This is a genomic window from Streptomyces tuirus (genome assembly GCF_014701095.1).
Lineage (GTDB): Bacteria > Actinomycetota > Actinomycetes > Streptomycetales > Streptomycetaceae > Streptomyces > Streptomyces tuirus.
Window position 1 is genome coordinate 2,754,059 of record NZ_AP023439.1, and the last position, 25,712, is coordinate 2,779,770.

The following is a 25,712-nucleotide window of genomic DNA, read 5'->3' on the forward strand; positions in this document are numbered from 1 at the left end:
TCACAGTCCCCGGCATGGGGCACCGTGCTCGGCCTCAAAGCGCATCTGCGCTCGGTCGAGCATGTCGTCCGCGTCTCGGCCGTGGGCTCGGAACCAGTGGAGGAAGTCGGTGATCGCCGCGATCACCGTCTCTTCCGCCGCGGTCGAGGTCAATCTGCCCGCACCCACTCTGTGCTGGGGCTGCGCAGCAGCGGCGTAGTGATGCAGCAGGGCCTCGGCCCGCATCACGCTGGAGGCTTGAACGTGGCCGTCGGCCGTGGCCAGCCGGGTCGCCAGCTCACACCACGTGATCTTGCGATCCGGATGTAGCAGCACGCCCCAGCGGTCGGCGACCGCGTCCACCAGAGCCATCCCGCGCCCCTCCTCGGAGTCCGTGGCCGCGTCACGGAGAGTGGGGAGGGCACGCGTGTCAGGGTCGTGCACCTCGATGCGCAGGTGGTTGCTCTTCATGGAGACGGCCAGCGTCGCGGGGGTGCCGGACCCCACGTGAGTGATGACGTTGGAGACCAGCTCGCTGACGCACAGTTGGGCCTCGTCGACCAGGTGCTGCAACCCCCAGACACCCAGGTGCAGCCGCATGATCCGGCGCAGGGCCGCCACTTCCGCGGGTTCGGCCGTGAAGGCGATGTCCCACGGTTTGCGTGGCATGCAGACTTCCTGACTCACGCGGACCCCTTTCATCGCGGTTGACACCGCATCGACAGCACAACGTCACGGACGCTCACGGTGAGTTGCGTTCGTGACCAGAGTGCGGGGAACGCATCCCGTTATGCAATGTGCAGGAAGGGATTCCCACTTCTGAGTGATTGGCAAGCACACCCCTTGGCGCGAGACTGAACGCTCGCTACTGGGAAGAGGGTTGAGATGGCCGGATCGCCCACGGCACGCCGACGGCGCCTCTCGATCGAGCTGAAGAAGCTCCGGGAGAAGAGCGCCCTGACATGCGCTCAGGTCGGCGAGGCGCTGGATTGGAGCGGCTCCAAGGTCAACCGCATGGAGACGGGCAGCGGACGCGTCCAGCCCTCGGACATTGACGCCCTGTGCCGCTTCTACGACACGAGCGATGAACTGCGGGAGTTCCTCAAGTCACTGGCTCGACAGGCGAAAGTGCGCGGTTGGTGGCAGGTCCACGGCGCCGGCGTGCCCGAGTGGTTCAACATCTACATCGGCTTGGAGCAGGAGGCTTCGACCTTCCGCCAGTACCAGTGCGAAGTGGTCCCGGGCCTCATGCAGACCGAGGTGTACGCGTCCGAGCTTCACAAGGCTGGAGCACATATGTCCGGAGAGGACATCGCGAAGGCGGTGCAGGTACGCATGGAACGCCAAGCCATGCTGCGGCAGGCAGAAGCTCCGGACGCTTGGTTCATCGTGAACGAGGGCGCACTGCGCCACGTCATCGGTGACCGCGCCTTGATGCGGGAGCAGTTGGAACGAGTTCTGGATACTGCCGAACTGCCGACCGTGACGCTGCAGGTGCTTCCCTTCGACTCAGGGACCCGTCCGACCACCGGTTCCTTCACCATGCTGGGCTTTCCGGCCCCTGAGGATCCTGACATCGTGTACCGGGACGGCATTACGGATGCTGTGTACCTGGAGGGCGAACATCATGTACGTGAGTACACGAGGGCCTTCGACGGCCTGCGAGCGGCAGCCCTGAGTCCTCAGCGTTCGGCCCTGTTGATCGAGTCGATTTTGAAGGATTACACGTAGTGATATCGCCTGAGTCCGACGCCAGCAGCCGTCTCGCGTGGTTCCGGTCGTCCTACAGCAACGGTGCCGGAGGCGAGTGCGTGGAGTGCGTACTCACGAGCCATGGTGCTCTTGTTCGCGACTCGAAGAGGGCGGAGGCGAATGTGATCAGTGTGAGCGGCGATGCGTGGCGCTTCTTCCTCCAGCCCATGAAGGGCGCCAGTACAAGACCCTGACGCAGACGAGACCTAAGGCTTGTCCCGTAACTGCTGGTCATGGGTGAGGTACCTGGTTGCCTGAGGTGGTGAACACGCTCCGCAAGTGGTCTCGTGGCCTTTGTTCGCCGACTGCCAGCGTTGTCAGCGCCTCGGGATACGGTGCGAAGTGATGGGTCGGACGGAGATCGTGAGGGACTCGCGGCCATGGGGGGTGGGTGGGAAGGTCCCCGGCATCCAGTCCGGGACTGGATTGGTATCCGTGTCCCCACCCCCCACTCCGATCGCCGGAGTCTGGGCTGTGCGGTGAACCGCGCAGCTGGTCAACCGTGCCATTCAAAGCCCGGCCACGGGTGGGACGATCTTGGCGTGTCTGGTGTGATCACGGCGTCGGAGCCCTCCTGGATAGCCCCGTTCACCGGGCTGAGCCCGCGGCAGTTCGGCAAACTCATCACCGCACTGCGGCGCGAGGGAGCGGACCCGGTCCGCAAGGGCCGGCCGTGGAGCCTTCCGCTGGAGGACCGGCTGTTGCTGGTCGCTGCGTACTGGCGCACAAACCTCACCCTGCGCCAATTGGCGCCGTTGTTCGGGGTGTCGAAGTCCGCAGCCGACCGCTTCGTTGATCACCTCGGCCCGTCGCTCGCGCTCCAGCCCCGCAAGCGGTTCCGCAAGGACACCGTCCTGATCGTGGACGGCACCCTGGTGCCCACCCGCGACCACAGCATCGCCGAGAAATCCAAGAACTACCGTTACTCCACAAACCATCAGGTGGTCATCGACGCCGACACCCGGCTCGTCGTCGCCGTTGGCCGACCCCTTCCCGGCAACCGGAACGACTGCAAGGCGTGGGAGCTGTCCGGCGTGAAGGACGCCGTCGGCAACACCATGGTGATCGCCGACGGCGGCTACCGCGGCACCGGCCTGGTCATCCCGCACCGCCGCGAACGCGGCCAGGCCGAACTCCCGGCATGGAAAGAGGAACACAACGCCTCCCACCGCAAAGTCCGCGCCCGCGTCGAGCACACCTTCGCCCGCATGAAGACCTGGAAGATCCTCCGCGACTGCCGCCTCAGAGGCGACGGCGTCCACCACGCCATGCTCGGCATCGCCCGCCTGAACAACCTCGCCCTCGCCGGATGACCCGAAACAAAGCTGGTCAACCAGCATGCTGTAGATCATTTACCGGACAGCGCTGAGCCCAACCCCTCCTCGAACCAATACTGCTCCACCAGCTCCTCCCACTCCCCGGCATCCCCCTCGCCCACAGCAACGGTCCGTGTCTCTCCCACGAGCATGCGCACCCGCTCCCCCACCTGCATGGCCCGGCCCCTGGACGTATACACGCCCAGGACGAGGACGGTGGGCGCGTCGTCGTCGCCGTCGGCGAGGGTGAAGCTCCAGGGGATCTCGCACGGCGGGACGTGGTCGGGGTCGGGGCACAGGAGGTGTTCGATCGGGGCCTGGAGTGCGAGAGCCTCTCGCAGGGTCGGGCAGCCGTGGATCCGGATCTCGTACACCCCTGGTCGGTCTTCGGACATTGGCACTCGCACCTCCTGGTTCGAGTTCAGCCGTGCCTCCGGCTAACCCAGTTGCCCGCGTTCGATGCAGAACTCGTTGCCCTCCGGGTCCGCCATCACGACCCAGCCTCGGCCGTTCGGGAGGGTGCGGTCCGTGAGGAGGCGAGCGCCGAGGGAGACCGCGCGTTCGACCTCCTCGGAGCGGGTGCGGCCGGTGGGGCCCAGGTCGAAGTGGATGCGGTTCTTCGTCGTCTTGGCCTCCTCGACCCGGACGAAGAGGAGGCCGGGCGCGCCGTCCGGAAGTTCGATCAGGACCTCGTCGTCCCCGGGCTTGTCGATGTCGGAGACGGCATGTCCCAGGAACTCGGCCCAGAAGCGCGCCAGTTCGTAGGGCTCGCCCGTGCAGTCGAAGGTGATGTGGCGGATGGTGGGGTTCAACGTCGTCTCCCTGACCTCTGTCGGTACAGCGCTACGCACCGAAGGATGGGCGGGAAGACGGACGCTGTCGAACTATTTGACGTCCTCGGGCAGGTGATGAAGTCGTCGACTTGGCCGCCTGCGCCACGACGGCCACCCCCTGTGCGACGCGGGGTGGCCGTCGGGCGCGACGGGTTCTGGCGCCTACGGCGCCAGCGCCAGCTCCGCCCGGCCGAACAGGAGGGCGTAGCCCGGGGGGAGTTGGGCCAGGACGCGGGTGGTCAGGTCGTCGCCGATGAGGGGCGGCAGCGCGCTGAGCACTGAGCTGACGTCCCAGCGGGCGGTGGCGGAGGTGGCTCCGGGGGTGCGGGAGGCGACCTCGTCGACGAACCGCGCGGCCGTCAGCCGGTGGGTTGCCGGGATCTGGGCTGCGATCAGCCGGGCGGCCTCCTCGGGCAGGGCGCGGGCGAGGTCGACCCGTTCGTCGCCGGTGACGTGGGTGCCGAGGGCGGAGAGGACGGTACGGGTGACCCGCTCGGCCTCCGGCAGGGTGGCGTACCGGCCCGACTGCCTTACGGCATCGATCAGTTGGGGCCAGGTGACGCCGTCGGCCTGGGCGTGGGGTGTCGTGGTCACACGTGGCACTGTCGCCGTGCTCATGTGCGGGGCTTTCCTCCGGTGCGTGCGGTGGGGTGTGTGCGATGCGGTGCGTGCGATGCGGTGCGGTGCGTGCGATCGTCCTGAGCCGCGCCGCCGGGTACTCGGACGCGTACCGGCGGCGCGACTCGGTGCGGGCGGTGTGGCGAGGTCAGCCGCTGAGCTGCCTGCGCGTGTCGCCGCCCGTGATCTGGATGCGGCGGGGCTTGGCCTGCTCGGCCACCGGGATGCGCAGGGTCAGGACGCCGGACTCGTAGGAGGCGTCGATGCGCTCCGTGTCGAGCGTGTCTCCGAGGAACAGCTGGCGGGTGAAGGTGCCGGTGGGGCGCTCGGCGACGAGGGGTTCCGCGCCCTCGGGGGCCGGGGACCTGCGCTCGGCTCGGACGTTCAGGACGTTGCGCTCCACGTCCAGCTCGATCGTCTCCGGGTCGATGCCGGGGAGGTCGAAGTGGACGAAGAAGTCGTCCCCGGAACGGTAGGCGTCCATCGCCATCGCCGACGGGCGGGAGGTGGCGGGGCCGAACACCTGCTGGGTCAGTCGGTCGAGCTCACGGAAGGGGTCCGTGCGCATGAGCATCACTGGTCACTCCTCTCTTCGGACGCAGGCGGTGCGATGCCCTACGGTCTGCGTCTTCTTATATAGCTCGGGGGAGGAAAGTTGACAACCCAGGGCTCAGGTTCGGGTTTCCGAAACCTGCGGGCTAGCCTCGAGTTCCCGAGCAGGGCGTAGGACGCAGGAGGCAGACATGGCGAAGGTTCCCAGCGCGGTGGTCGCCGCGAGCGGACTCGTGGGCGGGTACGGCGTGGCCCGCTGGACCAGGCAGCGGCCGCTCGGCGGGGTGGTGCTCGCCGCGGCCGGGGTGGCGGCCGCGCGGCAGTGGCGGCAGCAGGCCGGTGGGGTGGCCGCGGGGGCGTTGTCGGCCGCGTACGTCGCCGCCTTCGCCGGGTCGCATCCGCTGGCGAAGAAGGTGGGCGCCTGGCCTGCCGTGTTCGGAGTGGCGGGAGCCGTGGCGCTGGCGTCGTGGGCGGTCGCGGACCGGCGCGGCTGACCGGCGTCGGCTGATCGGCGTCGGCTGCCGGCATCGGCTGAGCGGCATCGGCTATCGGCTGCTCTCGGTGAGTCGGCGCGGCCGGCCGGCCGGCTCACCTCACCCGACATCACGTCGAAGCCGACACCGCAAGCAAGCCGACACCGCAAGGAAGCCGACCCAACAAAGACCCGACACAGCAAAGAACCCGGCCCTGAATCCCAGGGCCGGGTTCTTCTTCGGAGCGCCGGGCAGGCCTTGCACCTGCATCTCCCCACAGGAAGTGGGGCGTCTTTCCTTGGACCACCAACGCACTGTCCGCTCACCGGACTTCCGGCGACTGGACGCAGATCAACTATAGCGCAGTTCTGTCATCCCCTGCCCCCTCCCCCGGCCGCGCCGGCCGCGCTGCCCTCGCTGCCCGCGCTGCCCTCGCTGCCCGCCGCCGTCAGCGGCTTGGCGATGTCCTCCAGGGAGCGGCGTTCCGCGTTCACCGCCAGGAGTGCCGCGACCAGGCCCGCCAGGCACATCAGCGTCGCGCCGATCGAGAAGGCGAGGACCGTGTCGCCGACGACGCCGGTCTCCGTGAGCTTGGCGAACAGGAGCGGGCCGCTGATGCCGCCGGCCGCCGTGCCGATGGCGTAGAAGAACGCGATGGACATGGCCCTGGTCTCCATCGGGAAGATCTCGGAGACGGTCAGGTAGGCGCTGGACGCGCCGGCCGAGGCGAAGAAGAGGACCGCGCACCAGCAGGCCGTCATGGTGGCCGCGCTCAGCGAACCCTGGTCGAAGAGCCAGGCCGTGCCGAAGAGGAGCAGGCCGGACAGGATGTACGTGCCGGAGATCATGATGCGCCGGCCGACCGTGTCGAAGAGCTTGCCCAGGAGCAGCGGGCCGAGGAAGTTGCCGATGGCGATGACGGCGAAGTAGTAGCCGGTGTTGCCGCTCGGGACGTCGAAGAACGTGGTCAGGATCGCGCCGAAGCCGAAGGTGATCGCGTTGTAGAGGAACGCCTGGCCGATGAAGAGGGAGAAGCCGAGGACGGCGCGCCTGCGGTAGTCGGAGAAGACCGTGCGGCCGATCTCCAGGAAGGAGATGCTGCGGCGCTGGTGGATGGTGATCTCGCCCTCGGGGCGCGGCAGCGGTTCGTCCCGCTCCTCCTGGATCCTGCGTTCGATGGAGGAGACGATGCGTTCCGCTTCGTCCTCGCGGCCGTGGATCAGCAGCCAGCGTGGGCTTTCGGGGACGTGCCGGCGCACGAGGAGGATCACCAGGGCGAGGACCGCGCCGAGCGCGAAGGTGAGGCGCCAGCCGACGTTCGCCGCGAAGATGTCCGTGTCCAGGGCGACGATCGACAGCAGCGAGCCGAAGACCGCGCCCAGCCAGAAGCTGCCGTTGATCATCAGGTCGGTGCGGCCGCGGTACTCCTTGGGGATCAGCTCGTCGATCGCGGAGTTGATGGCCGCGTACTCGCCGCCGATACCGAAGCCGGTGAGGAAGCGGAAGAGGAAGAACCACCAGGTGTCGAAGGAGATCGCGGTGAGGGCGGTGGCCGCGAGGTACACCGCCAGCGTGATCATGAAGAGCTTCTTGCGCCCCCACTTGTCGGTCAGGCGGCCCCAGAAGAGGGCACCCAGGCAGGCGCCCGCCACGTACAGGGCGGCCGCCATGCCGGTGACCTCACCGGACGTGATGGGCAGGCCGCTGCCGGGCTCGGACAGGCGGCTGGCGATGTTTCCGACGACGGTGACTTCTAGACCGTCGAGGATCCACACGGTGCCGAGGCCGATGACGATCGTCCAGTGCCAGCGCGACCACGGGAGGCGGTCGAGGCGGGCGGGGATGTCGGTGGTGATGGTTCGGCCGGTCCCGGCCTGTGCGGTGGTCATGGGCTCCCTCCTCGTCGAGCGGAACCGAGATCGGGTGCCCTGACCGGCTTCTCTTACGCCCGAAGCTTTACGCCCCCAGCGCGTGCGACACCGTGTAGATCAGCAGGCCGGCCAGGGAGCCGACGACCGTGCCGTTGATACGGATGAACTGCAGGTCGCGGCCGATGTTGGCCTCGATCTTGCGCGTGGTGTGCTCGGCGTCCCAGCTCGCCACCGTGTCCGTGATCAGGGAGGTGATCTCCTTGCGGTAGGTGGTGACGACGTAGACGGCCGCGTCCTCCACCCACTTGTCGACCTTTTCCTGGACCTTGCGCTCGGCCGCCATCCGCGAGCCCAGCGACAGCAGGGACGCCCGCACGCGCAGCCGCAGCTCACTGCGCTCGTCCTCCGCCGCCGCGACGATCATGGACCGTACGGCCGTCCAGGCGCTGGCGATGAGGTCCTGGACCTCGTCGCGGCCCAGCACCTCGCTCTTGAGCCGCTCGACGCGGGCGCGGGTGTCGGTGTCGGACTGGAGGTCGGAGGCGAAGTCGGTGAGGAACCGGTCGAGGGCGCCGCGCGCGGGGTGGCCGGGCATGTCGCGCATCTCGGTGACGAAGCGCAGCAGTTCCTTGTAGACGCGCTCGCCGACCTTCTTGTCGACGAACTTCGGGGTCCAGCCGGGGGCGCCGCCCTGCACGGCGTCCATCACGGAGTCGCCGTGCAGCACGAGCCAGTCGTGGGCGCGGGTGACGACGAGGTCGACGACGCGTTTGTGGCCGCCGTCGGCGACGACCTTCTCCAGCATCTTGCCGATGCCGGGGCCGATCTCCTGGGCGCCCGCGCGGCGGGTGATGGCCTCGCCGACCACCGCCTGGACGTCGGAGTCGCGCAGGACCGTCAGGGCGCCGCGCAGGGCCGTGGACAGCTCGGCGGTGACCCGGTCGGCGTGTTCGGGGACCGCGAGCCAGGCGCCGAGGCGGCTGCCGATGCCGACGGCGCGCAGCCGCTGCCGTACGACGTCCTCGGAGAGGAAGTTCTCCCCGACGAACTCGCCCAGGGAGACGCCCAGCTGGTCCTTCTTGGTGGGGATGATCGCGGTGTGCGGGATGGGGATGCCGAGGGGGTGCCGGAAGAGGGCGGTGACGGCGAACCAGTCCGCCAGCGCGCCGACCATGCCCGCCTCGGAGGCGGCGGCGACGTAGGCCGCCCAGGTCCCGGCACCGGAGTTGTGCGCCCATGTGGACAGGACGTAGACCAGCGCCACGAACACCAGAAGTCCGGTGGCGGTGAGCTTCATCCGGCGTACGCCGCGCTGTTTCTCCTCGTCCGCCGGGCTGAACGTCGTCATCGCGCGGTTCACGGCGCCGCCGGGGCGGGCATGCTGCCCACCGGCGACGGCACCCTTTTCTGCTGCTTTCGTCTGTTCCATCCGCTCCACCCGCTCGGTGATCCCGCACACATTGTCCCTTCCTGACCGACTCCTGGAACGGAACAGGAGTTCCCGGCGTCTGTCGGGAGGGGGGTATTGCCACGGGGTCCTGTGAACCTCCCCCGGCCCATGACGCATCATGGGCACATCAGATCGGAGCCTTGGGCTCCCATCGCCCGAGGAGAACAACACAGCATGACCCGAGGACGTGGTTACGCCCTCCTGGCCGTGGTCGTCGCAGCGATCGTGGGCCTTTCCACCGCCATCTACGTCGGCGTGGGTGCCGACGACGGCCGGCGCAACCGCAACGCCCTCGGCGACGGTCGCGCCCCTCACAACTCCGCCGCACCCGCCTCCACCGGCACCTGGGTCGGCACCTGGTCCGCCTCCCCCTCCGCCGCCGAACCCGGCACCGAGGCCACGGGCATGGCGGACCGTTCGGTCCGCAACGTCATCCACACCAGTGTCGGCGGTACGAGTGCCCGCGTGACGCTGTCCAATCTCTACGGCCAGTCGCCGCTGAGCGTCACGCGGGCGACGATCGCCGTCTCCGCGGGCAGCGGCACGGCGGCGGCACTCGCGGACACCATGCGGCAGCTGACCTTCGGCGGCGGCCCCACCGTCGTCATCCCGCCCGGCCGGCAGGTGATGAGCGACGCCGTACGGATCGTCGTCCCGCACGACTCCGACGTCCTGATCACCACCTACACCCCGGCCGGCTCCGGCCCGGTCACCTACCACCGGCACGCCCGCCAGATCTCCTACGTCGCCCAGGGCGACCACGCCCAGGACACCACGGGCACGCCGTACACCGAGCGGACCGGGTCCTGGCGGTATCTGACCGCGCTGGACCTGCTGAGCAACGAGTCCGACGGCACGGTCGTCGTCCTCGGCGACTCGCTGACGGACGGCATCACCTCCACGCCGGACACCAACAGCCGCTGGACCGACGTGCTCTCCGACCGGCTGCGCGCGGAAATCGCGGCCGGCCGGGACCTGCCCCGCTACAGCGTCGTCAACCAGGGCATCAGCGGCAACCAGGTCCTCGCCGACGGTCTCGGCCGCCCCGCGGACAACCCCAGCGGCCTGAACCGCTTCGGGCGGGACGTGCTGGAGCGGACGAACGTCAAGGTCGTCGTCATCGACCTCGGCGTCAACGACATCCTGCGCAACCCGCGGCTCGCCGACCCGGACGCGATCATCGCCGGGCTGCGCACGATGGTGGGGCAGGCCCACGCGCGCGGCGTGAAGGTGGTCGGAGCGACGCTGATGCCGTTCTACGGGCACCGGGGGTACACGGAGGCGCGGGAGGCGGTACGCCAGACGATCAACGCGCAGATCCGCGCCGGGCGGGTGTACGACGCCGTGGCCGACTTCGACCAGGCGCTGCGCGACCCGTACGACCCGCGGCGGCTGCGGGCCGACTACGACTCGGGCGACCATCTGCACCCCAGCGACAAGGGATACGCGCGGATGGCGGAGTCGTTCGACCTGGAGACACTGAAGGGGTCGGCGCCGGCGGAGCTGTGATCCCGTTCCGTCCGCAGCGTCTCGTCCGTGCCCGTCGCCTGACACAGGCGGCGGGCGCGCTGCTGCCGGGGCTCGGTGCGGCCCGCGTCCGCGGGGCTCAGCGCTCCCCGTCCAGCTCCCGCCGCCCCGCCCTGCGCTCCAGCTTCTCCTGGCGCCGCTCCTCGCGGATGCGCAGCTTCTCCGCCCGGGTCAGCTTCCGCTGCACCCCGACGCCGCCCCACAGCGCGAACCCGGTCACGATCACCCGCGGCGCGCCCGGCTCACCCGGCACGCCCTCCTCGCGGTGGTCGAAGCCGCCCATGATGCCGATGCCACGGACGACGACCTCGACCCCGGGCGGCACGATCACATCCACCCCGCCCATGATCGCGACGGCGTTGATCTCGACCTCGCGGTCCGCGAAGTCCGCCTCGCGCAGGTCGATCTCCCCGCCGCCCCAGAAGGCGAAGCAGGTGAACCGCCGGGGCATCGTCCAGCGCCCCTTGCGCTGGAAGCCGGACATCACGGCGACGGCCCACGTGGAGGACCCCTCGCCGCCGGTGATCCGCCCGGACCAGTCCGGGCCGGTGGCCGGGTCCTTCGTCAGGGACACCGCCGGGACCGTCACGCCCGCGGCCGGCAGGTCCCGGGTGATCGGCGCCAGTTCCCCGTACGTCCGCGCCTTGTACGTGGCGTCGAGCCGCTCCTCGAACTCCTCCATGTCCAGGCGCCCCTCGGCGAGGGCGTCCCGCAGGATGCCGGCGACCTGTTCACGGTCGGCGTCGGAGGCTCGGAGGTCCGGGACGGCGTCGTCGGTCATACACAGCAGCCTACGAGTTCACCCCGCCGGGGGCTACGAGATCGCCCGCTCGGCCTGTTCCCCGTACATGGTGGCGATGACCGCCTCGATGTCCGGCTCCCGCACCGACAGGTCCACCAGCGGGTACTCGGCCGCGATCCGCGCCACGAGCGGCGCCGCCGACTGCCCCGCCGGGAACGCCAGCCACTGGCGCGGGCCCTCCACACGGACGACCCGCGCGGGCGCCGGAGCGTCGATCGGCGGCAGTTCCCGCTCCAGGTCCACCACCAGGGTCCGCTCGCTCTCCCCGACCTCGTGCAGCCCGGCGAGCGGACCGTCGTACATCAGACGCCCGTGGTCGATGACCATCACCCGCTTGCACAACTGCTCGATGTCCTGGAGGTCGTGCGTGGTCAGCAGCACCGTGGTGCCGCGCTCGGCGTTCAACTCCCGCAGGAACTCCCGCACCCTGGACTTGGAGACGACGTCCAGCCCGATCGTCGGCTCGTCCAGATACAGGACCTCCGGGTCGTGCAGCAGGGCCGCCGCGATGTCGCCGCGCATCCGCTGGCCGAGGGAGAGTTGCCGTACCGGCACGTCCAGCAGGTCGCCCAGGTCCAGGAGTTCGACCAGACGGTCGAGGTTCTCCCGGTAACGGGCGTCCGGGATCCGGTACATGCGGTGCATCAGCCGGTAGGAGTCCAGCAGCGGCAGGTCCCACCACAGCGTCGTACGCTGCCCGAACACCACGCCGATGCGGTGCGCGAGCCGCGTCCGCTCCCGGGAGGGGTCGATGCCCGCCACCCGCAGCCGGCCCGCGCTGGGGGTGAGGATGCCGGTCAGCATCTTGATCGTGGTGGACTTCCCGGCGCCGTTGGGGCCGATGTAGCCGACCATCTCGCCGCGCTCCACCCGGAAGGAGATCGAGTCGACGGCCCGCACCCGCCGCCGCTCCCGCTTCATGAAGCCGGTCTTCTTGCGCACCTCGAAGACCTTCTCCACACCGTCGAGTTCGATGAACCCGCTCGCCGGCTCGATCAACCCGCTCTGCGACCCGGTCAACTCAGCTCCCTGTACTCCGGTACGAACGAAGCCCCGTCCGCCACGCCAGCCCGGCCAGGGCGCAGCAGGCCACCGCCACCAGCGGCGAGGCGAAGGCCGCCCACCCGGGCAGCCCGATCGGGTACGGCCGCTCCAGCACGTAGGCGGCGGGCACCCAGTTGACGAAGGCCAGCGGCAGCATGAAGGTCACGCCCCGCACCAGGTCCTTGCCGAACACCGACGGCGGATACTGCAACAGCGTCGTGCCGCCGTAGGTGAAGGCGTTCTGCACCTCGGCCGCGTCTTGCGCGTAGATCTGGAAGGCCGCGCCCGCAACGAACACCGCCGAGAAGATCGCCGCGCCGCTGACCACCATCACCGGCACCAGCAGCACCTTCGCCGCGCTCCAGTCGACGTCCACCGACACCAGCGCCCAGCCCAGCACCACCGCGCCCTGGGTGATCCGGCCCAGGCGGCGCAGCGCGAACCGGTCGGCCCCGACCTGCGCGAGCACCGGCGCCGGTCGCACCAGCAGCGTGTCGAAGGAGCCGTCGCGCATCCGGGCGCCCAGCACGTCCATCGAGCCGAGCACCAGGTCGGCGATCCCGAACGCCGTCGCCGACAGCCCGTAGAGGAAGGCGACTTCGGGCAGCGACCAGCCGCCCAGCGAGTCCACCTGCGAGAACATCAGCAGGATCGCCACGAAGTCCAGGCCCGTGACCGTCAGATTGCCGAACACCGTGACGACGAAGGAGGTCCGGTAGGTCATGCTGGAGCGCACCCACATCCCGGCGATCATCCGGTAGGCCCGCAACCCCTCCAGCAGGACACCGCGCTCAGCCACCCTGCACCACCACCCGCCGCGTCGCGGCCGACTGCACCAGCCGCCCCGCCGTCAGCAGGGCCACGGCCCACGCCGCCTGGAAGGCGAACGCCCGCAGCGGATCCGTCTCCCCCATCAGCACATCCGCCGGCATCTGGATCTGCGCCGCCCACGGCAGCACCCGCACGATCTCCCCGAAGACCCCCGGAAAGGCGTTCAGCGGCAGCACCATGCCCGAGAAGAAGATGCCCGTGACCACCAGGACCTGGTTCACCCCCATGCCGTCCATCAGCCAGAACACGCTCAACGCCGCCAGGTAGCGGATCGCGAAGCTGACGATCGTCGCCAGCAGCAGCGTGACCACGAACGCCGCCCACGCGGCGACCTCCGTCGGCAGCGCCATCGGGAAGAAGACCGCACCGAACAGGAACGGGATCACGCCCCTCCCCAGCATCTGGAACAACGCCCGCCCCACATCGCCCGCCAGCCACCACAGTTGAAGATCGGCCGGCCGGTACAGGTCGACGGCGATCTCACCGGTGCGGATGCGCTCCATCAGATCCTTCTCCGCGCCGCCGCCCTGGATCGCCAGCGTCGCGTACAGGCACTGCCCCAGCCACACATAAGTCACCGCCTGCGCCTGGTCGTACCCGCCGAGATGCGGCTTCTCGTCCCACAGCGCCAGATACGTGTAGACGAGGATGACGCCGAAGACCGTATTGGTGAACACCCCGGCCAGCGTGGCCGCCCGGTACGTCGCGTACCGCCGGAACCCACCCGCCGCGACGGCCGCGTACAACCGTGCCGAGCCCACATCCACCGCCCGCCTCGCCGCCCTTCCCGCCGCCCGGCACCGAAGCGCAGGAGCCTAGTGGTCCGGCGAACGGGCGTGCCACACAATTTCGGTGAGCGGCAAGGGCGCCGCGCGGCGGGTGAACACCGGCCCAGACGGTACGATCCGTTGCGTCCGCGTGGGCCGAGCCGCCCGTGGCCAGGGCGAGCAGCGTGGCGGCGGAGCCGGCCGGGCGGAGCACAGCCGCCGCCTGGATCCACGGCCGTGTCCCCCTTCGGGCGAACGTCGCGCAGGCGGGATCACGATTCGGGCAGGCGTACGCAACAGCGCGTTTGACCCCGTGCCCGCCCGCGCACCCACTCACATGCGGCCCGCCTCACCACACGGCTCACGACCCGGTCCTCGATCAGGGAACTGATCAACGGATGGGACAGTCTTCATCACAGGGGCGCAAGAGCGAGCAGAGACGTACGGGAACGACGTACGACGCGAAACAGGAGTCCGTGCACGACATGAGTGACGAGCCTCAGCCGCAGCAGCCGAACCCGGGCTGGGCATCGAGAGAGCCGCAGGCACACGCCGACGGCGACCCGGGCACGCCCGGGACCAGCGCGGCCGGGAAACCGAAGCGGACCGGCTGGCGCCGGATCATCCCGACCTGGCGCATGACGCTCGGCGCCTTCGTCATCGTCGTCCTGCTGCTGGCCGGCGGATTCCTCCTGGGCTACTCGCTGGTGAAAATCCCCCCGGCCAACGCGCTCGCCACCAAGCAGGCCAACGTCTACCTCTACGCGGACGGCTCCGTGATCGCCCGCGACGGCGAGGTCAACCGCGAGAACGTCACGCTCCCGCAGATCTCCAAGGACGCCCAGCACGCGATCCTGGCCGCCGAGGACCGCGACTTCTACACCGAGTCCGCCGTCGACCCCAAGGCCATGGTCCGCGCCGCCTGGAACACCGCCCTCGGCAAGGGCAAGCAGTCCGGCTCCACGATCACCCAGCAGTACGTGAAGAACTACTACCTGCGCCAGGAACAGACCGTCACGCGCAAGGCCAAGGAGTTCTTCATCGCGATCAAGCTGGACCGCGAGGTCAGCAAGGACCACATCCTCGAGGGCTACCTCAACACCAGCTACTTCGGCCGCAACGCCTACGGCATCCAGGCCGCCGCCCAGGCCTACTACGGCAAGGACGCCAAGGACCTCGACGCGGGCCGCGCCGCCTACCTCGCCGCGCTCGTCAACGCGCCCAGCCAGTACGACGTCGTCGCCCACCCCGAGAACCGGGGGGCCGCCGAGTCCCGCTGGAACTACGTCCTGGACGGCATGGTCAAGAAGGGCTGGCTCGACGAGTCCGAGCGCACCGGCATGAAGTTCCCCATGCCGAAGGAGTCCACCCTCTCCACCGGCATGTCCGGACAGCGCGGCTACATCGTGAGGATCGTCAAGGACTACCTCACCGAGAACAAGATCATCGACGAGGGCCGGCTCGACGCCGGCGGCTACCGCATCACGACGACCCTGCAGAAGGGCAAGCAGGACGCGTTCGTGAAGGCCGTCAACGACAAGCTGATGTCCAAGCTCGACAAGAAGAACAACAAGGTCGACACCTACGTCCGCGCCGGCGGCGCCTCCGTCGAGCCCAGGACCGGCAAGGTCGTGGCGATGTATAACGGCATCGACTACGTCAAGCAGTACACCCCCAACGCCACCCGCAGGGACTTCCAGGTCGGCTCCACCTTCAAGCCGTTCGTGTTCACCTCGGCCGTCGAGAACCACTCCGAGACCCAGGACGGCCGCGTCATCACCCCGAACACCATCTACGACGGCACCAACAAGCGTCCCGTGCAGGGCTGGACCGGCGACCCCTACGCCCCCGAGAACGAGGACCAGCGCTCCTACGGCGACATCACCGTCACCGAGGCCACCGACAGCTCCGTGAACTCGGTGTACGCGCAGATGGCCGCCGACGTCGGCCCCGCGAAGGTCAAGCAGACCGCGATCGACCTCGGTGTCCCCGAAACCACCCCCGACCTCGCCGACGGCCCCGCCATCGCGCTCGGCACCGCCACGGCCAGCGTCCTCGACATGGCGGAGGCCTACGCCACCCTCGCCAACCACGGCCGGCACGGCACGTACACGATCGTGGAGAAGGTCACCAAGGGCGGCACACCGATCGACCTGCCCGAGCGGCGCACCCGGCAGGCCGTGAGCCGCGAGGCCGCCGACACCACCACCTCGATGCTGCGCAGCGTCGTCCAGAACGGCACGGCCTCCGCCGCGCAGGCCGCGGGACGCCCCGTCGCCGGCAAGACCGGCACCGCCGAGGAGGACACGGCCGCCTGGTTCGCGGGCTACACCCCCGACCTCGCCACCGTCGTCTCCGTCATGGGCCAGGACCCGGTCACCGCCGCCCACAAGTCGCTCTACCGCGCCATGGGCCTGCCCCGCATCAACGGCGGCGGAGCACCCGCCGAGATCTGGACGCAGTACACCCAGGACGCCCTCAAGAACAAGCCCGCCAAGGAGTTCGACCTCAGGCTCCAGCCCGGCTCCGACGTCCCGCAGGCCCCCAGCAGCGAGGCCCCTGCCGACCCGACCACCGGCACCACCGACGGCGGCACGACCACCGGCGGCGAGGACACCGCCACCGAGACGCCCGACCAGAGCCCCAGCGCCCCCGAGGGGCAGACCGAGGGCCCGACCGACGGCGGCACCACCGACGGCACCACCGGCGGCGAGTCCCCCACCGGCGGAGGCACCGCGGACGGCGGCACTAGCGACGGCGGCACGACGGACGGCGGTACGGCCGACGGCGGCACCACGGAGGGCGGTGGCGGCGACACGAGCGACGGCGGCCAGACGGGCGGCCCGACCGGCCCCGGCTGGGGCGTGGTCCCGCAGGGCGCCCGCCGCGAGTAGCGCGAAGGGACCGGCCCCGGCTGGGGCGTGGTCCCGCAGGGCGCCCGCCGCGAGTAGCGCGAAGGCCGTGCCCGGCGCCGTCAGTGGCCGCCGGGCGCCTTCAGCGCCATGACGGCTCGGTGTCCGCTGGCCGCCTTCGGCGCCATGGCGGCTCAGTTGTCCGCTGGTCGCCTTCGGCGCCATGACCTCTCAGTGGCCGCTGGTCGCCTTCAGCCCCACCACGGCGACCAGCAGCAGGCACACGAAGAAGATCCGGGCGGCGGTCGCCGGCTCACCCAGCACCGCCATGCCGAACACCGCCGCCCCGGCCGCACCGATCCCCACCCACACGCCGTAGGCGGTACCGATGGGCAGGGTCTTGGCGGCCTGCGACAGCAGCAGCATGCTGGCGACGATGCCGGCGCCCGTGAGCACACTGGGCAACGGGCGGGTGAAGCCGTCGGTGTACTTCATGCCGATGGACCAGCCGACCTCGAGCAGACCGGCGACGACGAGCAGAACCCAGGCCATGACGGGCACCTCCGGGAAACGGGCTGACGGTGTCGGTGCGTCGTCTTTGCCTTGATCCCGGTACGGCGCGTCTCGTCGGGGGTTCCTCCAACGTAGCAAAGCCGCACGGCACGGCGAAGGGGCCGGTGACCAGGGCCACCAGCCCCTTTCGCACTCCTGCCGCCCGGCCCTAGAGGTACAGGCCGGTCGAGTCCTCGGCGCCCTCGAACCGGTCCGCGGCGACGGCGTGCAGATCACGCTCGCGCATCAGCACGTACGCGATCCCCCGCACCTCGACCTCGGCACGGTCCTCCGGGTCGTACAGCACCCGGTCGCCCGTCTCCACGGTCCGCACGTTCTGCCCCACCGCGACGACCTCGGCCCACGCCAGGCGCCGGCCGACCGCGGCCGTGGCGGGGATCAGGATGCCGCCGCCGGAACGCCGCTCGCCCTCGCTGGTGTCCTGCCGCACGAGTACGCGGTCGTGCAGCATCCGGATGGGCAGCTTGTCCGGATGGGTACTGTGCTCGTTTCTCTTGGCGCTCACGCCCTGAAACCTACCTGTCTTCCCCGCGAACGCACGCAGTCGGGTCAGCCCTTGCGGCGCCGCGTGCTGAACGCGAGCAGCCCGACCACGCCCACGACGACGAGCGCCACGGGCACGACCCGCTCCAGCCGCGGCGCGCCCTCCTCGTCCACGAACCGGGCCCGCACGTCCGTGACGGCCCGGTTGACCCCCACGTAGGCCCGCCCGAGGGTGTGGTCGATGTTGGAAGCGACCCTGGCCTTGGCATCCCCGACGATCGTCTTCGGGTGCACCCGCACCCCGATCTCGTCGAGGGTCTCGGCCAGGGTCGCGCGGCGGCGCCTGATGTCCGCCTCGATCTGCGCCGGGGTCCTGGTGTCCGCCGTGTCCGCCACCGTGTCGCCTTTCGAAGTCGGTGTGAAGCCTGTGCCGGACAGTCTGTCAGCTCCACGGCTCATCGCACTGCCTCGACCCCCGGTTACCCTGGTCTGATGAGCGAGCGACTCCAGCCGGGGGACGTGGCCCCTGCCTTCACCCTGCCCGACGCCGACGGCACCGAGGTGTCCCTGTCGGACCGCAAGGGCCGCAAGGTCATCGTGTACTTCTACCCGGCCGCCCTCACGCCCGGCTGCACCAAGCAGGCCTGCGACTTCACGGACAACCTGGAGCTGCTCGCGGGCGCGGGCTACGACGTCATCGGCATCTCCCCCGACAAGCCGGAGAAGCTGGCCAAGTTCCGCGAAAAGGAGTCCCTGAAGGTCACCCTGCTCGCCGACCCGGACAAGCAGGTCCTGGAGTCCTACGGCGCCTTCGGCGAGAAGAAGCTCTACGGCAAGACGGTGGTCGGCGTCATCCGCTCCACGATCGTCGTGGACGAGGAGGGCAAGGTCGAACGCGCCCTGTACAACGTCAAGGCGACGGGCCACGTGGCCAAGATCATCAAGGATCTGGGGGTCTGAGACCCCGCTGATCGCCCTGGAAGCGGCTCGTACCGGAGAGTCCGGTACGAGCCGCTCCGCTTTTCGGGCGTGACCGTCCGATAAACGGTTCGTTACTCCGTGCGAGACCGCGAACGGGTGGTCGAGGATGGAGGGCCGATTGACGTGCGGAACACACCGAGTCCATATAGCGAGGAGCGACTGGCATCTGCTGTAGCCAGTGCCCGCAACTGGGCCGATCTGATGCGACGGCTCGGCCTGAAAGCAAGCGGCGGACAGCGGCGTGTGCTGCAACGGCGGGTAGCGGAGCAGGGGATCGACACGAGTCACTTCGTCAAACGCAGCCCGTGGCGCAAGTACTCGGACTCCGCCATCGCTGAAGCCGCCTCCTCGTCATCCTCGCTGCGCGAAGTAGCGCTGAGACTGGGCGCCGACCCGGCCACCGGTACTCTGTCGCACATCCGTCGGCGCATTCACGCGGCAGGTATCGACGTCAGCCACTTCCCTGGCATCAACAGGCCCGACTTGGACCTTCCCTTCACTGCCGAGGAGCTCAAGACAGCAGCGGCTACAGCGACCAGCGTGCGCGGTGTGGCTCGCGCTCTGGGCGTCCCGGACGACAGCCGTTCGCGGGCGACCTTGAGCCGCATGCTGCGGGGACAGGGGATCGATACCAGGCACTTCTCCCACCGACGCGTATCGATCCCCGAGAACAGGCTCCGTGAAGTCGTGGCGCGCTGCACCAGCTACGCCGACGTGATGCGCGGCCTCGGTTTGGAAGTGGACGACACCAATCATCGACGGGTTCGGCGCGCGGTTTCGCGGCTCGGCCTGGATACGAGCCACTTCAGGCGCAGGGCGTGGGGTCGCCCGGAGCGCCCTGTTCCCGAGCCCTTGTATCGCCGAGTACTGACCGTGCTGCCGCCGGACGCAGGACGGACCAACAGATCTCAGCTCCACCGCGCCCTGGTTGAGATCGGAGTGCCATACGCGTGTGAGACCTGCGGCAACAATGGCGAGTGGCTGGGGCAGCCGATCACGTTGCAGATCGACCACATCAACGGCGACTGGCGCGACAACCGCCGAGAGAACCTGAGATACCTATGCCCGAACTGTCATGCGCTGACAGAGACGTGGTGCCGACAGAAGACGAAGGCACCTCTCGTCGCATAACTGGCTCTACCCGTACACTGAACGCTGCTGGTCGAGCACGATGACCGTTTTTGAGCGGCCGTGATGGAATTGGCAGTCATGCTGGGTTTAGATCCCAGTGGGTTCACGCCCGTGTGGGTTCGAATCCCACCGGCCGCACACGCACAGAGGGGCCGCCCGAGCCGGGCGGCCCCTCTCACGCATTTTCAGCCCAGCAGCTCCCGAACCACCGGCACCAACGCCCGGAACGCCTTCCCCCGGTGGCTGATCGCGTTCTTCTCCTGGGGGGTCAGCTCCGCGCAGGTCCGTGTTTCGCCCTCCGGCTGGAGGATCGGGTCGTAGCCGAAGCCGCCCGTGCCGGACGGCTCGTGGCGCAGCGTGCCCCGTAGTTGGCCCTCCACCACCCGCTCCGTGCCGTCGGGCAGGGCGAGGGCCGCCGCGCAGGCGAAGTGGGCGCCGCGGTGTTCGTCGGCGATGTCGGAGAGCTGGGCGAGGAGGAGGTCCAGGTTGGCCTTGTCGTCGCCGTGGCGGCCGGACCAGCGGGCGGAGAAGATGCCGGGGGCGCCGCCCAGGACGTCGACGCAGAGGCCGGAGTCGTCGGCGACGGCCGGGAGTCCCGTCGCCCGGGCCAGGGCGTGGGCCTTGAGGAGGGCGTTCTCGGCGAACGTCACGCCCGTTTCCTTGACATCGGGGATGTCCGGGTAGGCGTCGGCTCCGACGAGTTCGTGGGGCAGCCCGGCGTCGGCGAGGATCGCGCGAAGTTCGGTGATCTTCCCGGCGTTACGGGTGGCGAGGATCAGGCGGCTCATGCCCCCAGTATTGCCGGGGCCGGATCGTGCCCCGTCAGGGGCGCGGGGAACTGCGCGATCAGCCCCCACGCACCAGCACGCGCCCACCGACGGATACCCGGCATACGAGTAGCCCGGCCCAGCCCGCGCAGCGTTACGGCGTGCACACCTTCGTCAGTTCGCCCGCCGCGTCCGTGACGGGGCTGATGTCGGGCGTCTCGTCGCCGTTCTTGATCGAGGTGCGGACGTTGTCGACGGCCTTGTTCAGGTCGTCGACGGCCTTGCTGACGTCCGCGTTGTCGGTCTTGTCGCCGATCTCGCCGAGGTTCTGGTCGATGGAGTCGAGGGACTCGTCGACCTGGGTCGGGTCGTCGGCCGCGCTGTCGACCGCCTGCTGGAGTTCCGTGACGCTGTCGGCGATGGCGTCGGCGGTCTGGACGCAGTCCAGCGCCTTGTCGACGGCGGCGCAGCCGGTGGTGAGTCCGGCGGTCAGCGCGACGGCCGCCAGGGTGGCGGCGACGGCTGCGGTGCGGCGTCGGCGGCTCGCGGCCATGGAGCGGTCCCTCTCGTTCGGCGGGGCCGGTCGGGCCCGCGCGGCTGGCCGGGCGCACAGGGATGAGCCGTGCGCCCGTACTCCTTCAGACGCGAGTGTGCTCGGCACGGTTGCCCGCGCCGAGCACCTCGCTTGGTGTGCCTTTTACTTTTCGAGGACGGCGAGCGCGGCGCGCTGGAGGGCGGCGAGTTCGTCGCAGCCGGTGACGGCGAGGTCGAGGAGGGCGTTGAGTTCGTCGCGGGCGAAGGGTTCGGCTTCGGCGGTGCCCTGGACCTCGACGAAGCGGCCGTCGCCGGTGCAGACGACGTTCATGTCGGTGTCGGCCTTGACGTCCTCCTCGTAGCAGAGGTCGAGGAGGGGGACGCCGCCGACGATGCCGACGGAGACGGCGGAGACGGTGCCGGTGAGGGGCTTGCGGCCGGCCTTGATGAGCTTCTTGCCCTGGGCCCAGGCGACGGCGTCGGCGAGTGCGACGTAGGCGCCGGTGATGGCCGCGGTGCGGGTGCCGCCGTCGGCCTGGAGGACGTCGCAGTCGAGGACGATGGTGTTCTCGCCGAGGGCCTTGTAGTCGATGACGGCGCGCAGGGAGCGTCCGATGAGGCGGCTGATCTCGTGGGTGCGGCCGCCGATGCGGCCCCTGACGGACTCGCGGTCGCCGCGGGTGTTGGTGGCGCGGGGCAGCATGGAGTATTCGGCGGTGACCCAGCCTTCTCCGCTGCCCTTGCGCCAGCGCGGGACGCCTTCGGTGACGGAGGCGGTGCAGAAGACCTTGGTGTCGCCGAAGGAGACGAGGACGGAGCCTTCGGCGTGCTTGCTCCAGCCGCGCTCGATGGTGATGGGGCGGAGCTGCTGGGGGGTGCGGCCGTCGATTCGAGACATGCGGCTGAGCCTATCCGTACGTGCGGAGGGGCCCCTTCCCGGTGGGGAGGAGCCCGTGCGCACCGCTGACCTCGGGGGCCTGTCAGGGGTCTGTCAGGGGAGGAAGCCCGGGACGATCCCCGCTCTTCACATCATGTCTTCGATCTCCGCCGCGATGGGGTCGGCGTCGGTGCCGATGACGACCTGGATCGCGCTGCCCATCTTGACGACGCCGTGGGCGCCGGCGGCCTTCAGGGCGGTCTCGTCGACCTTGGCGGGGTCCACGACCTCGGTGCGCAGGCGGGTGATGCAGCCTTCGACCTCTTCGATGTTGTCGATGCCGCCGAGCCCGGCAACGATCTTCTCAGCCTTGGTGGCCATGTTCGTTCTCCCTGATCCGAACCGCTTTGTCGCAGTAACCCACAGTTGGCCCATCTTCGCGAGCGGCCCAGTCGTGTGTGCCGAAGGATGGCGTCACGTTCGTGCGACCGTCGAACGACTGGTCTACACCACGAGCCCGCCTCTCGACAAAAGCCCTCTGGCCGACAGCCCGAAGCCTGACGCCTGACGCCTGAAGCCCAGTTCGCGATCACGAGGTTCGATCCGGGGACTCCGGGGCGTGAGCCGGCCGAGGAGGTCGGGGACAGCGCCACGGCTTGATCGTCTCGATGGGGCGGAATTGGCGGGTTCCACTCGTTCGACCTACCGTGCTACAACTGGTCTACACCACTCACTGGTGGAGGTCGCGCGGTGACGTCCGCGTTCCCCTTTCTTTGAGACGCCGCCGTCCCCCGCTGCATTCTCCCTGGGCGGCGCCGTGCCCCCTGGAGGAAGCTCATGTCCACAGCCACAGCCGCGCCCGCGAGCCCGAAGAAGGGGTCGGCCGTGATGGCCGTCATGCAGCGCATCGGCCGCAGCCTGATGCTGCCCGTCGCGGTACTGCCCGCCGCCGCCCTGCTGGTCCGGCTCGGCAACGACGACATGCTGGGCCGTCCCGATTTCCCCGCGTTCCTGACGAAGATCGCGAGCTTCATGGCCGCGGGCGGCAACGCGATCCTCGACAACATGGCGCTGCTGTTCGCGGTGGGCATCGCGATCGGTTTCGCCAAGAAGTCGGACGGTTCCACGGCGCTCGCCGCCGTCACCGGTTACCTGGTCTTCCAGCGGGTGCTCGCCACCTTCACCGACCCGAACCAGCCGAAGGTGCCGACCGCGGTCGACGGCAAGGTCGTCATGGTGGAGAAGGCGGTCAACGCCGGTGTCCTCGGCGGTGTGGTCATGGGCATCGTCGTCGCCCTGCTCTACCAGCGCTTCTACCGCACCAAACTGCCCGACTGGGCCGGCTTCTTCGGCGGCCGCCGTCTGGTCCCGATCCTGTCGGCCTTCGCGGGTCTGATCATCGGCGTCGTCTTCGGCTACATCTGGCCGGTCCTGGGCGCGGGCCTGCACAACCTCGGTGAGTGGCTGGTGGGTTCCGGCGCCGTCGGCGCGGGCATCTTCGGTGTCGCCAACCGTGCGCTGATCCCGGTCGGCATGCACCACCTGCTGAACTCCTTCCCATGGCTCCAGGCCGGCGAGTACGAGGGCAAGAGCGGTGACATCGCCCGCTTCCTGGCCGGCGACCCGACCGCGGGACAGTTCATGACCGGCTTCTTCCCGATCATGATGTTCGCCCTGCCGGCCGCGTGCCTGGCGATCGTGCACTGCGCCCGGCCCGAGCGCCGCAAGATCGTCGGCGGCATGATGTTCTCCCTCGCGCTGACGTCGTTCGTCACGGGCGTCACCGAGCCCATCGAGTTCACCTTCATGTTCATCGCCCCGGTGCTCTACGCGATCCACGCCGTGCTGACCGGTGTCTCGATGGCGCTGACCTGGGCGCTCGGGATGAAGGACGGCTTCGGCTTCTCGGCCGGCGCCATCGACTTCGCTCTGAACCTGGGCATCGCGACCAACCCGTGGGGTCTGGCCCTGGTCGGCCTGTGCTTCGCGGCGGTGTACTACGTGGTGTTCCGCTTCGCGATCACCAAGTTCAACCTGCCGACGCCGGGCCGGGAGTCCGACGAGGAACTCGCCGAGCTGCAGAAGGCGGAGGCCAAGTAGGCCCACGCCACGCGCGAAGGCCCCGGAACCCGCTCGGGTTCCGGGGCCTTCGCGCGTGCGGGCGCTAGATCTCGTACGTCTGCCGGGGCGCGGCGAGGTCCACGGGACCGTCGTACACCTCGCGGGCGTCGGCGACGTTGACCTGGGGGTCCGTCCATGGCGGGACGTGGGTGAGCACCAGGCGGCGGGCACCGGCCCGGGCCGCCGTCTGACCCGCCTCGCGGCCGTTGAGGTGCAGGTCGGGGATGTTCTCCTTGCCGTGCGTGAACGCGGCCTCGCACAGGAACAGGTCGGCGTCCCGGGCGAGTTCGTCCAGCGCGGGGCTCACTCCGGTGTCGCCGGAGTACGTCAGGACCCTGCCGCCGTGCTCGATGCGGATGCCGTAGGCCTCCACGGGGTGGGCCACGAGCTCGGTGTGGACCGTGAACGGGCCGATCTCGAACGTGGACGGCTTGACCGTGTGGAAGTCGAAGACCTCGCTCATGGACGAGGCGGAGGGGGTGTGCGCGTAGGCGGTGGTCAGCCGGTGTTCCGTGCCTTCGGGGCCGAAGACGGGGAGGGGATCGCAGCGGCCGCCGTCGTGGCGGTAGTAGCGCGCGACGAAGTACGCGCACATGTCGATGCAGTGGTCGGCGTGCAGATGACTGAGGAAGATCGCGTCGAGGTCGTAGAGACCGCAGTGGCGCTGCAACTCGCCCAGGGCACCGTTGCCCATGTCGAGAAGCAGCCGGAAGCCGTCGGCCTCTACGAGGTAGCTCGAGCAGGCCGATTCCGCGGAGGGGAACGACCCCGAGCAGCCGACGACGGTGAGCTTCATGAAGCAGAAACCTCCGCTGGCGGGAATGTCTGAGAGGGGCGTCGGGGGTCGTGCGGTCCGTCGAGCGTAAGGCGCAAAACCTCCGGTAGCTCCTCCGCCAAGGCCTGTTGTGGGCGAACTCACCTGTGGTGTCACCGGTTCGGCTGGCAGCGCCGGGGGGTGATCCTCGCGAGGGGGGCGCGTGGCGGGGACAGCGCCGGTAACGTCTCAGTATGGACACGTCCTGGTGGCTGGCGCTCGCCGCGGTGGTGCTGCTCGCGCTCATCGCCACGCTCGTCGACGGCTGGGGCCGGGGGCGCCGGCCGTCGGCCCGGCGGGTCCGGACCGCGGCACCGGCCGCGACGCCGGAGAGCCGGCCGCAGCCGGCGGAGATCTGGTGGGCGGACGTGCCCTACGAGGACGAGGCCCGTACGAAGGACCGGCCCTGTCTGGTGCTGGCGGTGCGCGGCGAGCGGGCGACGGTCGCGAAGATCACCACCCGGTTCCGCGACGAGCGGTCCGGGGTGATCCCCCTGCCCCCTGGCTCGGTCGGTGACGCCCAGAACCGCGCGAGTTTCCTGGAGACGGACGAGCTGCGCGAGGTCCCGGTGTGGGGCTTCCGGCGGCGGGTGGGCATAGTGGATCCGGCACTGTGGAACCAGGTGCGCTATCTGGCGGGCTGAACGGGCGCCGGGGGCCGGGGGCTTCCCGGCAAGCCGAACCCGCGCGCTCCTAGGGCAGGAGCGGTCCCGGTGGCGGAACCGACGCAAGAGGCCAGAGCCCGTCGGCGAGCTGAGGGCGCG

28 protein-coding genes, 1 tRNA gene, 1 pseudogene and 1 riboswitch are annotated in these 25,712 nt (G+C 69.6%); of the genes and pseudogenes, 11 read left to right on the top strand and 19 right to left on the bottom strand.

What is annotated here, in order from left to right; all coding sequences use genetic code 11:
• Positions 1–648, bottom strand: coding sequence for an ATP-binding protein (locus tag IGS69_RS12640; protein ID WP_190899239.1), 648 nt, complete (start codon positions 646–648; stop codon positions 1–3).
• Between the two features lie 216 nt (positions 649–864).
• On the opposite strand from IGS69_RS12640, the gene IGS69_RS12645 reads away from it, so the two are divergent.
• The 3 genes from IGS69_RS12645 (at position 865) to IGS69_RS12655 (ending at position 3,044) form a co-directional block, all read left to right on the top strand.
• A complete protein-coding gene (locus IGS69_RS12645; RefSeq protein ID WP_190899240.1) occupies positions 865–1,710 on the top strand; it encodes a helix-turn-helix domain-containing protein in 846 nt (281 codons plus the stop codon).
• Positions 1,710–1,925, top strand: a complete 216-nt coding sequence (locus IGS69_RS12650) for a DUF397 domain-containing protein (protein WP_332836554.1) — start codon at positions 1,710–1,712, stop codon at positions 1,923–1,925. Before IGS69_RS12645 ends, IGS69_RS12650 begins: the two co-directional genes overlap by 1 nt.
• A gap of 348 nt (positions 1,926–2,273) precedes the next feature.
• Complete coding sequence (locus IGS69_RS12655; RefSeq protein WP_190899242.1) at positions 2,274–3,044, top strand: transposase; 771 nt, start codon at positions 2,274–2,276, stop codon at positions 3,042–3,044.
• A gap of 35 nt (positions 3,045–3,079) precedes the next feature.
• Here IGS69_RS12655 and IGS69_RS12660 read toward each other — a convergent pair whose 3' ends face one another.
• From IGS69_RS12660 to IGS69_RS12675, 4 genes are all read right to left on the bottom strand, one after another.
• Positions 3,080–3,442, bottom strand: a complete 363-nt coding sequence (locus IGS69_RS12660; RefSeq protein ID WP_190899244.1) for a hypothetical protein — start codon at positions 3,440–3,442, stop codon at positions 3,080–3,082.
• Between the two features lie 42 nt (positions 3,443–3,484).
• The gene (locus IGS69_RS12665; protein WP_190899246.1) at positions 3,485–3,859 is read right to left on the bottom strand and encodes a VOC family protein; all 375 of its coding nucleotides are present in this window, start codon (positions 3,857–3,859) and stop codon (positions 3,485–3,487) included.
• A 183-nt stretch (positions 3,860–4,042) separates the two neighbouring features.
• Positions 4,043–4,498, bottom strand: a complete 456-nt coding sequence (locus IGS69_RS12670; RefSeq protein ID WP_190899249.1) for a DUF2267 domain-containing protein — start codon at positions 4,496–4,498, stop codon at positions 4,043–4,045.
• Positions 4,499–4,646: 148 nt separating this feature from the next.
• On the bottom strand, positions 4,647–5,072 hold the full coding sequence (locus tag IGS69_RS12675) for an Hsp20/alpha crystallin family protein (RefSeq protein ID WP_190899250.1): 426 nt from the start codon (positions 5,070–5,072) through the stop codon (positions 4,647–4,649).
• A gap of 169 nt (positions 5,073–5,241) precedes the next feature.
• Here IGS69_RS12675 and IGS69_RS12680 point away from each other — a divergent pair, with 169 nt between their 5' ends.
• Positions 5,242–5,544, top strand: coding sequence for a hypothetical protein (locus tag IGS69_RS12680; protein WP_190899252.1), 303 nt, complete (start codon positions 5,242–5,244; stop codon positions 5,542–5,544).
• A 350-nt stretch (positions 5,545–5,894) separates the two neighbouring features.
• Here the strand turns inward: IGS69_RS12680 and IGS69_RS12685 are convergent, their stop codons facing one another.
• Entirely contained in the window at positions 5,895–7,412 is a 1,518-nt protein-coding gene (locus IGS69_RS12685) for an MFS transporter (RefSeq protein WP_190899255.1), read from the bottom strand.
• 67 nt (positions 7,413–7,479) lie between these two features.
• A complete protein-coding gene (locus tag IGS69_RS12690; RefSeq protein ID WP_385864255.1) occupies positions 7,480–8,823 on the bottom strand; it encodes a DUF445 domain-containing protein in 1,344 nt (447 codons plus the stop codon).
• A gap of 195 nt (positions 8,824–9,018) precedes the next feature.
• On the opposite strand from IGS69_RS12690, the gene IGS69_RS12695 reads away from it, so the two are divergent.
• Entirely contained in the window at positions 9,019–10,353 is a 1,335-nt protein-coding gene (locus IGS69_RS12695; protein ID WP_190899260.1) for an SGNH/GDSL hydrolase family protein, read from the top strand.
• 106 nt (positions 10,354–10,459) lie between these two features.
• On the opposite strand, the pseudogene IGS69_RS12700 reads toward IGS69_RS12695, so the two are convergent.
• From IGS69_RS12700 to IGS69_RS12715, 4 genes and pseudogenes are all read right to left on the bottom strand, one after another.
• Positions 10,460–11,152: pseudogene (locus IGS69_RS12700) on the bottom strand (DUF1707 SHOCT-like domain-containing protein); the annotation flags it as partial.
• Between the two features lie 33 nt (positions 11,153–11,185).
• Positions 11,186–12,193 (bottom strand): ABC transporter ATP-binding protein, encoded by a 1,008-nt coding sequence (locus IGS69_RS12705; protein ID WP_232543499.1) that lies wholly within the window; start codon positions 12,191–12,193, stop codon positions 11,186–11,188.
• A 1-nt stretch (position 12,194) separates the two neighbouring features.
• Positions 12,195–13,016 carry an ABC transporter permease gene (locus tag IGS69_RS12710; protein WP_190899264.1) on the bottom strand — a complete coding sequence of 274 codons (822 nt, stop codon included), beginning with the start codon at positions 13,014–13,016 and terminating at the stop codon, positions 12,195–12,197.
• The gene (locus IGS69_RS12715) at positions 13,009–13,809 is read right to left on the bottom strand and encodes an ABC transporter permease (protein ID WP_190904476.1); all 801 of its coding nucleotides are present in this window, start codon (positions 13,807–13,809) and stop codon (positions 13,009–13,011) included. Before IGS69_RS12715 ends, IGS69_RS12710 begins: the two co-directional genes overlap by 8 nt.
• 491 nt (positions 13,810–14,300) lie before the next feature.
• On the opposite strand from IGS69_RS12715, the gene IGS69_RS12720 reads away from it, so the two are divergent.
• Complete coding sequence (locus IGS69_RS12720) at positions 14,301–16,709, top strand: transglycosylase domain-containing protein (protein WP_190899266.1); 2,409 nt, start codon at positions 14,301–14,303, stop codon at positions 16,707–16,709.
• A 189-nt stretch (positions 16,710–16,898) separates the two neighbouring features.
• Here the strand turns inward: IGS69_RS12720 and IGS69_RS12725 are convergent, their stop codons facing one another.
• The 3 genes from IGS69_RS12725 to IGS69_RS12735 all read right to left on the bottom strand — a co-directional run bounded on the left by IGS69_RS12725 (position 16,899) and on the right by IGS69_RS12735 (position 18,119).
• Positions 16,899–17,219 (bottom strand): DMT family transporter, encoded by a 321-nt coding sequence (locus IGS69_RS12725; RefSeq protein WP_185014382.1) that lies wholly within the window; start codon positions 17,217–17,219, stop codon positions 16,899–16,901.
• A gap of 34 nt (positions 17,220–17,253) precedes the next feature.
• Positions 17,254–17,321, bottom strand: a riboswitch (guanidine-III (ykkC-III) riboswitch).
• A gap of 67 nt (positions 17,322–17,388) precedes the next feature.
• Positions 17,389–17,745 (bottom strand): GroES family chaperonin, encoded by a 357-nt coding sequence (locus IGS69_RS12730; protein WP_030837851.1) that lies wholly within the window; start codon positions 17,743–17,745, stop codon positions 17,389–17,391.
• Positions 17,746–17,789: 44 nt separating this feature from the next.
• On the bottom strand, positions 17,790–18,119 hold the full coding sequence (locus tag IGS69_RS12735; RefSeq protein WP_190899268.1) for a DUF3618 domain-containing protein: 330 nt from the start codon (positions 18,117–18,119) through the stop codon (positions 17,790–17,792).
• A gap of 96 nt (positions 18,120–18,215) precedes the next feature.
• Here IGS69_RS12735 and bcp point away from each other — a divergent pair, with 96 nt between their 5' ends.
• From bcp to IGS69_RS12750, 3 genes are all read left to right on the top strand, one after another.
• Positions 18,216–18,683, top strand: a complete 468-nt coding sequence (bcp, locus tag IGS69_RS12740) for a thioredoxin-dependent thiol peroxidase (protein WP_190899270.1) — start codon at positions 18,216–18,218, stop codon at positions 18,681–18,683.
• A gap of 144 nt (positions 18,684–18,827) precedes the next feature.
• Positions 18,828–19,835 carry an HNH endonuclease signature motif containing protein gene (locus tag IGS69_RS12745; protein ID WP_232543500.1) on the top strand — a complete coding sequence of 336 codons (1,008 nt, stop codon included), beginning with the start codon at positions 18,828–18,830 and terminating at the stop codon, positions 19,833–19,835.
• Between the two features lie 54 nt (positions 19,836–19,889).
• A tRNA-Leu gene (locus IGS69_RS12750) sits at positions 19,890–19,973 on the top strand.
• 47 nt (positions 19,974–20,020) lie between these two features.
• On the opposite strand, the gene rdgB is transcribed toward IGS69_RS12750, so the two are convergent.
• From rdgB to IGS69_RS12770, 4 genes are all read right to left on the bottom strand, one after another.
• Positions 20,021–20,623, bottom strand: coding sequence for an RdgB/HAM1 family non-canonical purine NTP pyrophosphatase (gene rdgB / locus IGS69_RS12755; protein WP_190899272.1), 603 nt, complete (start codon positions 20,621–20,623; stop codon positions 20,021–20,023).
• 133 nt (positions 20,624–20,756) lie between these two features.
• A complete protein-coding gene (locus IGS69_RS12760; RefSeq protein ID WP_190899274.1) occupies positions 20,757–21,155 on the bottom strand; it encodes a hypothetical protein in 399 nt (132 codons plus the stop codon).
• Between the two features lie 144 nt (positions 21,156–21,299).
• Positions 21,300–22,034, bottom strand: coding sequence for a ribonuclease PH (gene rph, locus IGS69_RS12765; RefSeq protein ID WP_190899276.1), 735 nt, complete (start codon positions 22,032–22,034; stop codon positions 21,300–21,302).
• A gap of 126 nt (positions 22,035–22,160) precedes the next feature.
• Positions 22,161–22,394 (bottom strand): glucose PTS transporter subunit EIIB, encoded by a 234-nt coding sequence (locus IGS69_RS12770; RefSeq protein ID WP_010039992.1) that lies wholly within the window; start codon positions 22,392–22,394, stop codon positions 22,161–22,163.
• A 456-nt stretch (positions 22,395–22,850) separates the two neighbouring features.
• Between IGS69_RS12770 and IGS69_RS12775 the strand changes: the two genes are divergently transcribed.
• Complete coding sequence (locus IGS69_RS12775; protein WP_190899278.1) at positions 22,851–24,113, top strand: PTS transporter subunit EIIC; 1,263 nt, start codon at positions 22,851–22,853, stop codon at positions 24,111–24,113.
• Positions 24,114–24,177: 64 nt separating this feature from the next.
• Here IGS69_RS12775 and IGS69_RS12780 read toward each other — a convergent pair whose 3' ends face one another.
• Positions 24,178–24,930 carry an MBL fold metallo-hydrolase gene (locus IGS69_RS12780; protein WP_190899280.1) on the bottom strand — a complete coding sequence of 251 codons (753 nt, stop codon included), beginning with the start codon at positions 24,928–24,930 and terminating at the stop codon, positions 24,178–24,180.
• A gap of 212 nt (positions 24,931–25,142) precedes the next feature.
• Here IGS69_RS12780 and IGS69_RS12785 point away from each other — a divergent pair, with 212 nt between their 5' ends.
• The gene (locus tag IGS69_RS12785; RefSeq protein WP_190899282.1) at positions 25,143–25,592 is read left to right on the top strand and encodes a type II toxin-antitoxin system PemK/MazF family toxin; all 450 of its coding nucleotides are present in this window, start codon (positions 25,143–25,145) and stop codon (positions 25,590–25,592) included.
• The last annotated feature ends 120 nt before the right edge of the window (positions 25,593–25,712 follow it).

Excerpts from the sequence above, each read along its gene's own strand:
- IGS69_RS12640 (WP_190899239.1), bottom strand. The coding sequence starts at position 648 with ATGCCACGCAAACCGTGGGACATCGCCTTCACGGCCGAACCCGCGGAA.
- IGS69_RS12645 (WP_190899240.1), top strand. The coding sequence starts at position 865 with ATGGCCGGATCGCCCACGGCACGCCGACGGCGCCTCTCGATCGAGCTG.
- IGS69_RS12660 (WP_190899244.1), bottom strand. The coding sequence starts at position 3,442 with ATGTCCGAAGACCGACCAGGGGTGTACGAGATCCGGATCCACGGCTGC.
- IGS69_RS12670 (WP_190899249.1), bottom strand. The coding sequence starts at position 4,498 with ATGAGCACGGCGACAGTGCCACGTGTGACCACGACACCCCACGCCCAG.
- IGS69_RS12675 (WP_190899250.1), bottom strand. The coding sequence starts at position 5,072 with ATGCTCATGCGCACGGACCCCTTCCGTGAGCTCGACCGACTGACCCAG.
- IGS69_RS12680 (WP_190899252.1), top strand. The coding sequence starts at position 5,242 with ATGGCGAAGGTTCCCAGCGCGGTGGTCGCCGCGAGCGGACTCGTGGGC.
- IGS69_RS12685 (WP_190899255.1), bottom strand. The coding sequence starts at position 7,412 with ATGACCACCGCACAGGCCGGGACCGGCCGAACCATCACCACCGACATC.
- IGS69_RS12690 (WP_385864255.1), bottom strand. The coding sequence starts at position 8,823 with ATGGAACAGACGAAAGCAGCAGAAAAGGGTGCCGTCGCCGGTGGGCAG.
- IGS69_RS12695 (WP_190899260.1), top strand. The coding sequence starts at position 9,019 with ATGACCCGAGGACGTGGTTACGCCCTCCTGGCCGTGGTCGTCGCAGCG.
- IGS69_RS12720 (WP_190899266.1), top strand. The coding sequence starts at position 14,301 with ATGAGTGACGAGCCTCAGCCGCAGCAGCCGAACCCGGGCTGGGCATCG.
- IGS69_RS12725 (WP_185014382.1), bottom strand. The coding sequence starts at position 17,219 with ATGGCCTGGGTTCTGCTCGTCGTCGCCGGTCTGCTCGAGGTCGGCTGG.
- bcp (WP_190899270.1), top strand. The coding sequence starts at position 18,216 with ATGAGCGAGCGACTCCAGCCGGGGGACGTGGCCCCTGCCTTCACCCTG.
- rdgB (WP_190899272.1), bottom strand. The coding sequence starts at position 20,623 with ATGAGCCGCCTGATCCTCGCCACCCGTAACGCCGGGAAGATCACCGAA.
- IGS69_RS12760 (WP_190899274.1), bottom strand. The coding sequence starts at position 21,155 with ATGGCCGCGAGCCGCCGACGCCGCACCGCAGCCGTCGCCGCCACCCTG.
- rph (WP_190899276.1), bottom strand. The coding sequence starts at position 22,034 with ATGTCTCGAATCGACGGCCGCACCCCCCAGCAGCTCCGCCCCATCACC.
- IGS69_RS12770 (WP_010039992.1), bottom strand. The coding sequence starts at position 22,394 with ATGGCCACCAAGGCTGAGAAGATCGTTGCCGGGCTCGGCGGCATCGAC.
- IGS69_RS12775 (WP_190899278.1), top strand. The coding sequence starts at position 22,851 with ATGTCCACAGCCACAGCCGCGCCCGCGAGCCCGAAGAAGGGGTCGGCC.
- IGS69_RS12780 (WP_190899280.1), bottom strand. The coding sequence starts at position 24,930 with ATGAAGCTCACCGTCGTCGGCTGCTCGGGGTCGTTCCCCTCCGCGGAA.
- IGS69_RS12785 (WP_190899282.1), top strand. The coding sequence starts at position 25,143 with ATGGACACGTCCTGGTGGCTGGCGCTCGCCGCGGTGGTGCTGCTCGCG.